Consider the following 14,000-nt stretch of genomic DNA (forward strand, 5'->3'; position numbering starts at 1 on the left):
CTTCGTCGCTAACGCTGACGCTAACGCCAGTCGCTCATGGGGGAAACCCCCAAGACCGCGCTGGCTCACCTTTTCCCGAAACCAAATTCCAGTTTAAAATCCAAAACCTGAGCAGTATTGTCTTGTCTTCGCGTTCTTTGTGTCCTTTGTGGTTCGTTATATCTAGTTTATGTCCATATACGCCTATGCACTTCTACAACCCATCGCCTCACCACTTATTCTCCCTGTAGGGATGGAAAGGAATACTGAACTCGTTTATTCTTCTGGTTTAGCTGCAATAGTTGAGCCGGAAATCTTGCTGGAAGCATTACAAGCAACCGATGAGCGTTTACTTCAAGCTGTATTAACCCACGATCGCGTAATTCGAGAAGTCTTTGAGCAAACTCCCCTGCTTCCCCTACGCTTTGGTAACGGTTTTACCTCGCAAGCAACATTACTAAACTATTTAGAAAAGTATCAACAGGAATATCAAGAAACCCTAACTCAGCTAACAGACAAAGTTGAGTACACTTTAAAAGCTACACCCAGTAATTTGCTTGATGATTCTGACACGATTGATGCTAGGGGAAAAGCTTATTTATTAGCTAAAAAACAACGCTACCAAACGCAGCAAGCATTCCAAGCACAACAAGGCCAACAGTGGGAAGTCTTGAACCAGTTAATTCTCAAAACATATACAAATGTTATCTGTGAAACTCAAAAGCCAGATGTGCGACAAATCCACTTTTTAGCACAGCGCAACGATTCAACAGTTAATACGCAGCAATTTTCCCTGTGGCAAGTACAATGCTCGCACTGGCAATTGGCACTGAGCGAACCTCTGCCACCGTATCATTTTCTCAAAAATACTCCCATATACAAGAAAGAATAAAGACAAGAAGATTGTACTTTAATTTTTCTCTCTCAAAATATTGTTAACTTTTTAGTATTTTTTTATTTTCTTTTATTTATCTGTTGTTTTTGGGAACACTAAATCCAGGAAGAATAAAACACATTGTGTAAGTTTTACCTATTGCTCGATTGGAGCAAGATGAAACCAATCATTAGATTTATGTGAGGAAAATAAAATGGCTGTTGAAAAAGTGAACTCATCTTCTAGTCTGGCGGAAGTTATTGACCGCATTTTAGACAAAGGTATTGTAGTTGATGCTTGGGTACGTGTTTCTTTAGTTGGTATTGAACTGCTAGCAGTGGAAGCTCGGATTGTGATTGCTTCAGTTGAAACTTACTTAAGATATGCCGAAGCAGTTGGTTTAACATCTCAGGCTGCTGTTCCTGCTGCTGCTTAACACCACATTAAAAAAGGGAGCCTTCATTCATGGCTCCCATTTAATGTTTCTAGTTAACAAAATAGGAGATTTCAGCTGATGGCTCTGAAGAATTTATGGAAAAAAGAGCGACAAGAGCGATTACAAATAACTGCTGAACGCCGCCAACAAATTAACCAGTGGAAACAGCTAACTCAACAAGAATTGCAGTTACAAGCAGATTTACTTCATCAAGAATTGAGTAGTTTTGTTACTAGCCTCCACAACAACAGAAAGTTACAACAACAGCAATTTCAGCAAGAAATTGTAGAGCGGCAATTGGAAATATTGCAAATCAAAACAGATGTCTGGCAACGCCAGCAAGAATACCGCCAACAGCGAGTAGCAAAGGCTCAGGAATTATTCCAAGATTTGCAAAATTTTCGGACAATTTTACATCAAAGTGTTTGGGGTGATGGCAGTCACGAACAAACAGTTTCTTCAACTCTTGCTAAAAAAGAACAATTAGTGCCAACAGTTGCCAAATGGCCAATTTCCCGTTCTGCAATTAAAGCCACTGGTTTTCGTCCTGGTGTTAATACCATAACTAGAAAAGTGCCTGCCTTGAATGCAGATAATGTTAAATCGAAAGTGCAGCAATATATCCAGCAAGCCGAAGGAGCTACTTTAATAGAAATTGAAGAGGTGATAGGCTTAAGCCGGGTGCAAACCATAGATATCCTGCGCTCTTTAATCAAGCAAGGAGTACTAGAACAACGCGATCGCCAATACTTTATTCGGCAACCAGCAATTTCTTGACAAACTCGATTCCAGGTGACTTTTTGTATTTGCAGACGAGCGCTTAGGCGATTGTTTGTTTCTTTTGTCTCAAGTAGGCAGAGTAAGCAATCTATAAGCTTTCAAGCTGGTCTGGGATTCGTAGTATTGAACATTTCCGTCTTTTTAAGGTCTGTATTGCAACTATAATATATGCAATTTTTTTTCAGCATATATAACATGGCAGAAGTAATATAGATAACTTATGGCTAACTAAAAAAAGAGTTTAAATCTTTGTTCGAGTTTCTGGCTTTGAACTTTAAAAATGTTCCGATTGGAAAGGAATATAACAAATTGGGGTAGATCGAGGTTTTGAACTGTGTTCCCGCGATCGCATGATGAGGCTAGTCAGCTTGACTGTTGGAGGAATTCTAATATAAATGCAAAACTCAAGATATATAAGGAGGTGCGATCCATTGTGAATCAATTGATCGAGCAACTTCAAACAAAATTATTCACAGGCAAGCTGAATCTTGAATCAAGGGACGGGCCGAGTTGGACGCTATATTTTCGTTTAGGACGATTAATTTGGCAGGCTGGCGGTTCTAATGCCGATGAGCGATGGCGACGGCACTTGTCGCACTACTGTTCTAATCTGGATCTGACACAGTTGCAGGAGCTTGTCTCTCCCCAGGAAAGTTATCGTGAGTATTGCATTCTTAGTAAATTGCGAGAACAAAAATTAATCGAACAACAACAACTTATTAGCCTGATTACAAGCTTAATAGCTGAAGTCTTGTTTGATATCATGCAGTACATTGAAGCCAAAAAAGATGGCAACAACCAAGCAAGGCAGTTGTCACCTACCACAGTTGTTGGTGCAGTTCCTGGATTTCTCCTAGCTGTAATACCAACTGAGGAAGTTTTGAAACAGGCTACACAAGCTTGGCAAGAATGGCGAGATGCAGGACTGGCTAATTACTCCCCTAATTTATATCCTGTTATTCAACAAATTGAGCTACTCCAAGGACAAGCATCCTCTAAACAGATTATTTCTTTAGTTGATGGCACAAAAACTTTACGAGGTCTAGCGCAAAAAAGAAGTCGGGATGTCTTAGCTTTGACTCGGTTATTGATGCCATTGGTAAAAACAGGGGCGATCGCTTTTTCACCCACCCCAAGACTCAGGAAGATTGGCATTAGTCAAGAAACTGGCAACCAGTCGAGTACAGTTAATAATTCCAATTTTTCACTGAAAACAGAAGAGGATACTGTTATCCAAACTGCTCCCCCACCGATTAGCAAACAAATTGTCAGTCCATCCAGTACAGTTAACAATTCCAATTCTTCACTGAAGACAGAACAGAACACTGTTATCCAAGTTGTTACCCCTGCAACTAACAGACAAATTGTCAGTCCATCCAGTGCAGTTAATAATTCCAATTCCTCACTAAAGACAGAACAGAACACTGTTATCCAAGTTGCTACCCCAACACCTAGCAAGACAATTATTGATGCCTCAAGACCTTTAGTAGCCTGTGTGGATGATAGTCCGACTATCTGCCGCAGTTTGGAGGAAATTCTCAGCCAACAAGGTTACCGTTTTGTTGGCATTCAAGACTCTTTGACAGCAGTTTTAAAACTAATTAAAAGCAAGCCAGACTTTATTTTTTTGGATCTTTTAATGCCAAAAGTCAATGGCTATGAAATTTGTTCTCAAATCCGTAAAACTCCAAGTCTTAAAGATGTGCCGGTTGTCATCTTAACAGGGAAAGATGGAATAGTAGATCGGATGCGAACAAAATTAGTAGGGGCAACTGACTTTTTAGGTAAACCCGTAGAATCAGAAAAAGTACTCAATGTGCTGCACAAGTATTTAAGCGTTTAGGTTGAAGCGACAGCCATGCCAGTGGCTCCTCTATAGCCATATTCCAAACAGGTAATTGATGCCCAGTTTTGGCACAAGCAAGTATGAAAATTCTTAAACCTTCCTTCTGACTTGTTTTTGATTCATTTGTCGTAATTCTGTTTCAAATTCTCAATTAAATAGTTAGGAATAAAAATGAAAAAAGTTCTTTTAGTGGAAGATAGTCTGACAGAATCCGAAAAGATGACACGTTACCTAGAACAAGGAGGATATTCAGTTTATGAAGTTCGCAGTGGTGAAGAGGCTCAACTGCGGTTGAAGCAACAGAAACCCGACTTGATCGTACTGGATTTGATTTTACCTGGTCAAAGTGGATTTGAGTTCTGCCGCAAGTTGAAAGGCGATCCGATAACAAAAGCAATCCCAGTAGTGATTTGCTCGACGAAAAACACAGATGTTGATAGAACTTGGGGCACTATGAGTGGTGCTGATGCGTATTTAGTCAAGCCAGTAGATGAAAATACCTTGCTCCAGACTGTTAGTAAATTTATTCGCTAAAGGAAACTGGGGCAATGGTACAGGGCAATGATGGCTTTAAAGCGCTACCCATTCTGGAAAACTCCTCCCAAGGAAACAACCAGAGGTTTTTAAGATTTCCGTTAAATGGAAAGGTAAACGGGTTACTACCACTAGCAGATTTGCGGGGAGTAATTCAAGTTGCACTCACAGAGATTTTACCAGTGCCGCAGGTAGCAGAATTTTTGTTAGGCATCATGAATTGGCGGGGAGAAGCTATCTGGATTCTTGATTTAGCAGGTTTACTGGGAGCAACACACTGGTGTCGGCGAGAAAATGTACGCAACTCTGGCATGGCGATGCTTGTTCAAATCCAGAATCAAACTGTTGGGCTGTTGGTGGAGCAAGTCAATACCATTGAAGTTTATGACTCCCAAGAGCGGTTAGCGATTTCGGCATCGATGTTACCCGCCCGACTTAAATCATTCTTGCAGGGTTACTTTATGGATGCTCAAGGTAGCCCTTTGATGTTAGTTGACACTCATACTGTGATTCAAACGCTTCAGTCTTTTTAAAGGAACTCCAAAAAATAAATTATTCCGCTTCAGGTTGTTGACTGTTGACTGTTGACTGTTGGCTGTGAACCATGAACAGTCTTCTATGGAATATTTTTTACTTGGAAGTCTTTAAAGTTCGTTCTACTTATTAACTCCGACAACCTTAATAGCAACAAAGATTATGGTAACGCAACTCAATGTTACACCCAACCAACCACATTCTACCTCCGGCAATGGGCATACCGTTGGTTTACCTGGACAACAGCAAATCATCTCCACTCTAGAAGAATTGCGAGCTGAACTAGAGCAAGCTGATTGGGTGGAAACAGGGCCATTGCGGGATAGAATCCGCAAATTAAAAGAACTGCTGAGTGTGTTGCCATGTCAAGACAAAGGAGATGGATTTGAGGTAGAGCAAGTACAGGCCATCGCTAGTAAAATCCGCCAATATTCGGATTTAGATTCGTTGTTAGCGACTGCTGTCCTGGAGGTACAAAGCGCCCTGCAAGTCGATCGCGTCCTGGTGTATGAGTTTACGAATCCGACTCTGGGGGTAGTTGTTGCGGAGGCCATGAGGGATGGCTTTACCCCAATGGTGAAAGAAAAATTGCCCGCCGTCACTTTTGGCTTAAGTTCTGCCAAGCTTTATCAACAAGAAAAATTAGCAGCGATCGCGGATACCTACACTGCAAGTTTGTCTCCTTACCAAAAGCAACTCGTAGATCGGTTTCAGGTAAGAGCTTGTTTGAGCTTGCCGATATTAACAAAAGATGGAGTTTGGGGTTTGTTGGTAGTGCAACAATGCACTGCTCCTCGCCAGTGGCAGAATGCTGAAATTCGCTCGCTCAAATTGCTGGCGCAGGAATTAGAAGCACAACTACAAGTTGCCGCGATTCAAGCTACATTGCAACAAGAAGTGGAAAAAGACCAAATCATCACTGGTGTAGCAAATAAAATTCTCCAATCCAAAGATGTGGATGCCATCTTTCGGGTTGCCACCCAAGAAGTGCGACAGTCATTAAAATGCGATCGCGTGACAATTTATCGTTTTCAACCAGATTGGAGTGGGGAATTTGTTGCTGAATCTGTTGGATCTGAGTGGGTTTCTCTATTGGAAGAACAGCGAAACAAACCAACAATTATCAAGAACGTTAACTATTGCAGTGTGAGGAACTTTGCAGACGAAGGGGGATTAGTTGGGACAACAGGGCGATCGCACAGTGCAGATAGCTATATTCAGCACACCCAAGGCAAAACCTTCCATCGCGGACAGATTTATCGAGTCACTAATGATATCTACAGTGCGGGTTTTTCTGACTGCTATGTCAAAGTTTTAGAAAGCTATCAAGCCAAAGCATACATTATTGTTGCCATCTTTCAGGGAGAACAATTGTGGGGCTTACTCGCTGCTTATCAAAATTCTCAGCCTCGTCAGTGGAAAGATAGTGAAATTCGCCTGATGGTGCAGGTGGCATCTTTGTCTAGTATTGCTATTCAGCAGTTGCAATATCAGCAACAACTTTATCAACGATCTGAGGAATCAGCCAAGCTAATTGAACGAGAACGTACTGTTTTCGGCATCATTGAAAAAATTGGGCAAGCAACGGATCTTCGTACCCTTTTCCGCATTACCACCCAAGAATTGCGGCGATTTTTAAAATGCGATCGCGTTGTCATTTATCAAATTTATCCAGACTGGAGTGGAGAAGTTATTGCTGAATCTGTGGCTGCTGGTTGGTCGTCATTGTTGGAGATGCAGGAACAAGACGGCATTTTAAAAACAGGTCTGATATCTTCAGAACGGTGCAATATTAAGGATTATGGCTCCCCTATTAAACCTGATGGGGATACCTATCTCAAGGAAACCCAGGGTGGAGTGTACGCCAAAGGAACGCGCTTCCGTAAAGTCAACGATATTTCTGCTGCTGGTTTTTCACCTTGCTATTTAGAAACATTAGAGAAGTTCCAAGCCAAAGCATACATTAATGTTCCCATCTTCCGCGCTGGTAATCTCTGGGGTTTGTTAGCAGCCTATCAAAATTCTGATGTCCGCAAATGGACTGATGAAGAGATTGGTGCTTTATTGCAGATTGGCGAATCCTTGAGCATTGCCCTCCAGCAAGCTGAATATATCGAACAGCTACGGTTAAAAAATATTGAAATGACCCAAGTAGCTGAAGTAGAAAACGCCATTGCGCGTATGGTGGATCGAATGCGCCATTCCCAACAGCCAGAAACCATCTACCGCACTACCTTGGCAGAATTGCGGCAATTATTCAAATGCGATCGCCTGGCTATATATCGCTTCAACTGTGACTGGAGTGGTGAATTTATTGCCGAATCTGTGGGAAGTGACTGGGTTCCTTTGGTTGGCCCCGATATCAAAACTGTATGGGAAGACGAACATTTACAGGAAACCCAAGGCGGACGCTATCGCAACAATGAAACTTTTGTTGTCAATGACATCTATGCTGTTGGTCATGCCCAGTGCCACATTGATTTGTTAGAGCAATTCCAAGTTAAAGCCTACACCATCGCCCCGATTTTTGCTGGCAACAAACTTTGGGGTTTATTAGGAGCTTACCAAAATAGCGGCCCGCGCCAGTGGAATTCCGAGGAGGTGCGATTGGTGACCAAATTGGGCATTCAGTTGGGGTTAAGCGTGCAGCAAACCGAGTACATCGAACAACTGAAAATGAAGAATGCTGAATTGGCACGGGCAGCAGAAGAGGAACAGGTGCTAACAGCGATGGTGGAAAAAATCCGTCAAGCCCAGGATATAGACACTATTTTCGAGAATGTACTGCCAAGTTTACGCAAACAAATCCAGTGCGATCGCCTAGCAGTATTTCGCTTCAATCCAGATTGGAGTGTGGAGTTCGTTGCCGAATCCGTAAAAGATAAATGGTTATCTTTAGCTGGTTCTGACATCAAAACAATTTGGATGGACGAACACTTACAAGAAACTCAGGGCGGACGCTATCGCAATCATGAAACCTTTATTGTCAATGATATTTACGCTGTCGGTCACGTCCAGTGCTACCTAGAGATATTAGAAAAAATTCAGGCCAAGGCTTACACCATCGCTCCGATCTTTACTGGCAGCAAACTCTGGGGATTTTTAGGAGCATACCAAAATACTGGCCCCAGGCAGTGGAAATCCAAGGATGTACAACTGTTACGAAAACTAGCTGTGCAAATGGGTATAGGCTTGCAACAGGTCAAATATATCGAACAGCTCAAGAAGAAGAATACAGAGTTAGAGCGAACCGCAGAAGGGCAACGAGCATTGACAAGGCTGGCAGAGAAAATTCGCCAAGCTCAAGAACTAGATACGATTTTCCGCAATGCCTTACCAGAATTGCGATCGCACTTGGAATGCGATCGGCTAGCCGTGTATCGCTTCAATCCAGATTGGGGTGGGGAGTTTGTTGCCGAATCTGTAAGTCGTGAATGGGTGGCTTTGGTTGCCCCCGATATCAAGACTGTATGGGAAGACGAACACCTCCAACAAACCCAAGGTGGACGCTATCGCCACAACGAGACGTTTGTTATCAATGATATCTACACTGCTGGTCATGCCCAGTGCCACTTGAAAATTCTCGAACAATTCCAGATGAGAGCTTATATCATCACCCCGATTATTGCCGGCAACAAACTCTGGGGTTTATTAGGAGCATATCAGAATGATGGGCCGCGGCAATGGCAAGATAATGAAGTCAACTTGGTAACGAAAATCGGCACGCAGTTTGGGGTTGCCGTCCAGCAATCGCAATACTTACAACAAACCTTAAGTAAAAATGAAGAACTGATCGAGCTGGCACAACGGGAAGTGGCTAACGCCCGATTTTCCTATCGCTTGCCGAGTCGATTAACAGAAATGGCCCAAAGTCATGGTGATGTCCTGGAATTTGTCCAGTTTGCCACCCACGAACTTCGTCAACTGCTGAAAGTCGATCGAGTTGGAGTTTACCGTTTTGAGCCTGATTGGTCTGGAGAATTTGTCGTTGAGTCTGTAACTGGGGATTGGCCGAAGCTTGTGGGAACTAGCCTTGCCAGAGTTAGAGATACCTATCTCCAGTACAACAAAGGAGGGCGTTATGCCCGCAAAGAAAGTTTGCGGGTTGACAATATATATAGTGTCGGTCATGACGAATGTCACATTCAATTGTTAGAAACCTGGGGAACTAAAGCCTACATGATTGCGCCGATTTTTCAAGAAGACCGGCTCTGGGGGCTGATGGGAGTTTATCAAAATAGCGCATCGCGCCAGTGGGAGCAATCGGAGGAAGATGTTCTCAACCAAGCCAGCGTCCAGATTGGTATTGCCCTCAATCTGGCAGAGTATTTAAAACAGGTGCGTAGTCAAGAACAGCAACTAGCAGAAGCCGCAGAGCGCGAACGTACTGCAAGGGAAAAACTGCAACAAGGAGCAATACGCGTTCTCATGGCTTTGGAACCATCCTTCAGAGGGGATCTCACCGTTCGAGCGCCCTTATCCGAAGATGAAATTGGCACGATCGCCGATGGTTACAACACTACAATCCAAAGTTTGCGAGATTTGGTGCGACAAGTACAGATTGCTGCCAGCAAGGTGAGTGAAAATTCCAGCCATAACACCACCTCAGTAGTACAACTATCTGACCAAGCTCAACAGCAGGTAGAACGGCTCGAACGCGCTCTGGAACAATTACAAATGATGGTAACTTCCACCCAGGTAGTCGCTGCTGATGCCCAACGAGTAGGACAGGCGGTGCATGAAGCTAATAGAACCGTCCAAGCTGGCGATTCTCTGATGGAAAGAACCGTAGATGGCATTTTAGAGATTCGGGAAACTGTGTCGGAAACAGCGAAGAAAATTAAACGCCTCGGTGAAGCTTCTCAGAAAATCTCCAAAGTAGTGAGTTTGATTGAAAACTTTGCCACTCAAACTAATTTGCTGGCGCTCAACGCTGCCATCGAAGCTACCCGTGCTGGAGAATATGGCAAAGGCTTTGCGGTGGTTGCAGATGAAGTTCGTTCTCTGGCTTATCAGTCAGCTAGCGCCACCACAGAAATTGAGCGACTCGTGCAAGAAATTCAAACTGGCACCAACGAAGTTACCGAAGCAATGGAAGTAGGCATTAGTCAAGTTGTCCAAGGCTCGAACTTAATCGATGAGACTCGTCATTCCCTGAGTGCCATCGTGGCAGCTACTAATGAAATTGGCGGATTGGTGCAAGGAATTACTCAAGCAGTTTCCACTCAAAGTCAGCAATCTCAGATATTGACAGAAGCGATGGTAGATGTTTCGACCATCGCCCGCAAGACTTCCCAAAGTGCCATCCACATTTCCGAGTCTTTTGAGGAACTACGGATGACTTCACAACAACTGGAAACCAGCGTTAGCCAGTTCAAAGTTGACTAATCTCCCAAAACTGCTATGAACCTCGATCCCAGTAATCAAGAGCAGCTAGAGCAGGCTTTTCTGGCTGAAGCGGCAGAGTTGTTGCAAACCATTGAGCAGAATCTGATCGGTTTATTTGATGAAAAAACCACAGAAAAAGTTCACGCCTTGATGCGAAGCGCCCATACTCTCAAGGGAAGTGCTGCCAGTGTTGGACAGGAAACGATTAAGACAATTGCCCATCATTTGGAAGATGTATTCCAGGCGTTATACCCCCAAGAACTGGAAATAGATCCAGAATTGGGTGCTTTGCTTCTAGATGCTTATGAGTGCCTGCGAACTCCCTTGAGCGCAACTTTGATGGGCTTATCCTACAATGAGGCAGAAATACTCGATCGAACTGCCTCAATCTTTGCCCAACTCCAACATAAATTAGGCGACTTTTTTGGCCGTGAGGCTCCGCTTCCCAGTTCGGAAGAACTTGGTTTTGATGTGGTAGAGTCAATCTTTTCTGGGAGTGTACCCCAGGATTTACAACAGTTGGCAGCTGACATCCAAAGCCAAGATCCGCAACAAATTCAAACAACACTCAACTCTCAAGCAGAATTTTTTGCCGAACTAGCAGCATCTTATAGCTTATTGGGATTGGGAGAAATTGCCCAAGCAACTCTAAACGCCCTGAAAGCGCATCCAGACAAAGTACTGCAAATCGCTCAAGTGGCTTTAGAAAATTTTCAAGCAGTTCAAGTAGCAGTACTCGCAGGCGATCGCACTCAAGGAGGAGAAATATCTCCCCAATTGCGAGAATGGGCAGGGCTAACTACTCCTGTCCCAGAACCACAAGAACTGCCAGTTTCCATAGCTAACCAACCAACACAAACCACTACAACTGAAAATCAGCCATCCCCCCTCCTCAGTGCCAGTGAAGCAGAATCAATTTGGTCATTTTTCCCGAAGCTGACTGATAATTCTCCACCGAAAGCACCGGAGGTACTAGAACCAATTTCTCAGGATGCGGTAGTAGTTACTTCTGCCATAGACCGGATTTTACAGTCAATCTGGATCGGAGACCCACAGACATCCTGCCGCTACTCAGACACAGAACGGCCGACTTCTCCACCGCCAGCACCAAGCCTCCAGGCTCAGTCATCGGCATCACTTCCTAGTATCCGAGTCGCAATAGAACAACTCGATCGCCTCAGTCACACGATTGGGGAATTGCTAATCAACGAAAACCAACAAAACCTACAATCTAACCACATCCACAAAGCAGGTCAAGAAACTCTACTACAGTTTTTGTACTGTCAACAACAACTGAGTAAACTTGCCACTTGGTCGGATCGACAACTGCTTCCCGAACGCGCAAAGCAGCGATACCCACGCTGCTCAATTGTCTCTCCTTCCCCAACTGCCCAGGCACAATCTAAATTTGATGCCTTAGAAATGGATACCTATAGCGAGTTGCACATTCTCCTACAAAATCTGACAGAAGACATGGTGCAATTAGGAGAACGGATTGAGGCTTTTAATACCTTAGTTCAGCAATCTCGCTTCAGTCTCGGCAAGCGCAAGCAACTGCTTTCAGCAGCGCAGGAAGATTTACTGCAAGCCAGAATGGTGCCACTGGGAACAGTGTTGAATCGCTTTCCCCGCCTGCTGCAACAGATGGTAGCAACTTATCATAAGCCTGTTGAACTCAAGCTTGGTGGTACTAAGGTACTGGTGGATAAAGCGATTTCCGAGCTGCTGTACGATCCCTTGCTGCACATGATTCGCAATGCCTTCGACCACGGCATTGAACCGATAGAAACTCGCCGCCAGCAGGGCAAACCAGAAACTGGAACAATTACTATTCAAGCCTACCATCAAGGCAACCGCACTACTATTGAGGTACGGGATGATGGTCGAGGCTTAAATTGGGAATCCATTCGTCGGCGAGGTATAGAAAAACACCTACTAAATCCCGAAGAAGCCGCCTACGCCTCACAAGACCAACTCTCAGACTTATTATTTGAACCGGGCTTTTCTACTGCTAACCAAATTGGTGAGTTATCTGGCCGTGGTATCGGCTTAGATGTGGTTCGCACTCAATTGCAGGCTTTACAAGGTTCGATTGTAGTGCGATCGCTTCCAGGGCAAGGAACCACCTTTATCCTGCAATTACCCCTGAGCTTGACAACAGCACGCTTGCTGGTTTGTCAATCTCAAGGTATCACTTATGCCTTGCTATCTGAAGGAATTAGCCAGGTTTTATTACCGCAGCCAGACCAGATTCAAGTCCAGCAATCTTTACACGGGCAAGGCATCCAAAAATTCTGGCAGTGGGGAGAAGGGCAAAATCAGCAACTAGTTCCCATCCGCCCACTTGCCAATTTGTTGGATTATAAATATCCTTTATTCACCCAAGACCACAATTTAACCCTAAGTCCTTTTCCTGTTAAACAACGGAACACCGTCGAACCTTTATTGCTGTTGCAAACAGAACAGCAATACCTATGTTTGCAAGTCGATCAGATTTTAGTCGAGCAGGAATTAGTGATTAAATCCCTCGGCAGAGTCGTGACTTTACCTAGTTACATCCAAGGCTACAGCGTCTTGGGAAATGGTAGCCTCACCCTCACCATTGACCCATTAGAGTTAGTTCGTCAAACCTGGGAGAAAGACATGATGCCGACTTCCCCGGCATCAAGTCTAGCAACTAAACTATTGCCCGCACCTGAGCCTGTTCTGACTCTAGAGGGGCAGCAATCCGAGCTAACCATAAGGCAACCGCAGCCAATGGAAATCAATACAGCCGTTGCTCAACCCAACCGCTTGACGGTGTTAGTGGTGGAAGATTCCATCGTACAAAGGCAGAGTTTGGTGCAGACCCTCCAGAAAGCCGATTATCAAGTTTTGCAAGCAGGTGACGGTCGAGAGGCCATCGCCCAAATGCTTCAACACGGTAATGTCAATCTAGCAATCTGCGACATTGAAATGCCCCGGATGAATGGATTTGAGTTTTTAGAACACCATCGCCAAGACGAGCGTTTGTCAAGGGTTCCCGTGGTGATGCTCACGACCCGTAGCGGACAGAAGCACCGCCAATTAGCTTTAGCTCTAGGGGCGAAAGCTTACTTGACTAAACCCTATTCCGAACATAACTTTCTAGCCACCATCGCCGAACTAGTTAATAACCCTTAGCGCAGTGTCACTGGGAAAGGGGAAAGGGGAAGGGGGAAAGGGTAAAGGGGAAAGGGAAGGAAGGGAAAGGAAAAAAATTGAAACTTTTGAGGATTTAAAAGTATGGCAAAAAGGTATTGATTTAGTTAAGCAAATATACTTAAGGACTAAGGAAGGTGAACTGAGTAAAGATTTTGGTTTAAGAGATCAGTTAAGACGTGCAACCGTATCAATACCTACAAATATTGCAGAAGGATTTGAACGATATTCTCGCAAAGAATACTTAAATTTTCTAAATATTGCTAAAGGGTCTGCTGGTGAAGTTTGCAGTCTTTTAAGAGTAGCTTTAGAAGTGGGCTATCTAGACCAACCAACTTATACACAACTTTCTAATCAAGCTATGGAGTTGAGCCGTATGCTATCTAATCAAATTCAATCTATAAATCAGTCATTAAAACAATAAAATCTTTCCCCTTTCCCCTTTACCC

The 14,000-nt window shown here is 43.9% G+C and carries 9 protein-coding genes; all 9 read left to right on the forward strand.

All coding sequences use genetic code 11. The features are described 5' to 3' along the window. Positions 1-169 precede the first annotated feature (169 nt). The 9 genes from GNE10_RS21635 to GNE10_RS21675 all read left to right on the forward strand — a co-directional run bounded on the left by GNE10_RS21635 (position 170) and on the right by GNE10_RS21675 (position 13,975). Positions 170-871, forward strand: coding sequence for a GvpL/GvpF family gas vesicle protein (locus GNE10_RS21635; RefSeq protein WP_185566926.1), 702 nt, complete (start codon positions 170-172; stop codon positions 869-871). Positions 872-1,067: 196 nt separating this feature from the next. After that, the gene (gene gvpA / locus GNE10_RS21640; protein WP_099068598.1) at positions 1,068-1,289 is read left to right on the forward strand and encodes a gas vesicle structural protein GvpA; all 222 of its coding nucleotides are present in this window, start codon (positions 1,068-1,070) and stop codon (positions 1,287-1,289) included. Between the two features lie 78 nt (positions 1,290-1,367). Then, entirely contained in the window at positions 1,368-2,066 is a 699-nt protein-coding gene (locus tag GNE10_RS21645; RefSeq protein WP_185566927.1) for a gas vesicle protein GvpC, read from the forward strand. 436 nt (positions 2,067-2,502) lie between these two features. Beyond that, the gene (locus tag GNE10_RS21650; protein WP_185566928.1) at positions 2,503-3,912 is read left to right on the forward strand and encodes a response regulator; all 1,410 of its coding nucleotides are present in this window, start codon (positions 2,503-2,505) and stop codon (positions 3,910-3,912) included. A gap of 174 nt (positions 3,913-4,086) precedes the next feature. Beyond that, the gene (locus GNE10_RS21655; RefSeq protein WP_099068595.1) at positions 4,087-4,449 is read left to right on the forward strand and encodes a response regulator transcription factor; all 363 of its coding nucleotides are present in this window, start codon (positions 4,087-4,089) and stop codon (positions 4,447-4,449) included. Between the two features lie 14 nt (positions 4,450-4,463). Further along, on the forward strand, positions 4,464-4,982 hold the full coding sequence (locus GNE10_RS21660; protein ID WP_185566929.1) for a chemotaxis protein CheW: 519 nt from the start codon (positions 4,464-4,466) through the stop codon (positions 4,980-4,982). A gap of 163 nt (positions 4,983-5,145) precedes the next feature. Next, positions 5,146-10,371, forward strand: coding sequence for a GAF domain-containing protein (locus GNE10_RS21665; RefSeq protein WP_185566930.1), 5,226 nt, complete (start codon positions 5,146-5,148; stop codon positions 10,369-10,371). 15 nt (positions 10,372-10,386) lie between these two features. After that, entirely contained in the window at positions 10,387-13,533 is a 3,147-nt protein-coding gene (locus tag GNE10_RS21670; protein ID WP_185566931.1) for a hybrid sensor histidine kinase/response regulator, read from the forward strand. Between the two features lie 4 nt (positions 13,534-13,537). Beyond that, on the forward strand, positions 13,538-13,975 hold the full coding sequence (locus GNE10_RS21675; RefSeq protein WP_311774836.1) for a four helix bundle protein: 438 nt from the start codon (positions 13,538-13,540) through the stop codon (positions 13,973-13,975). Positions 13,976-14,000: the final 25 nt, after the last annotated feature.

It is taken from the genome of Nostoc sp. 2RC (genome assembly GCF_014222165.1).
Taxonomy (GTDB): domain Bacteria; phylum Cyanobacteriota; class Cyanobacteriia; order Cyanobacteriales; family Nostocaceae; genus Nostoc; species Nostoc linckia.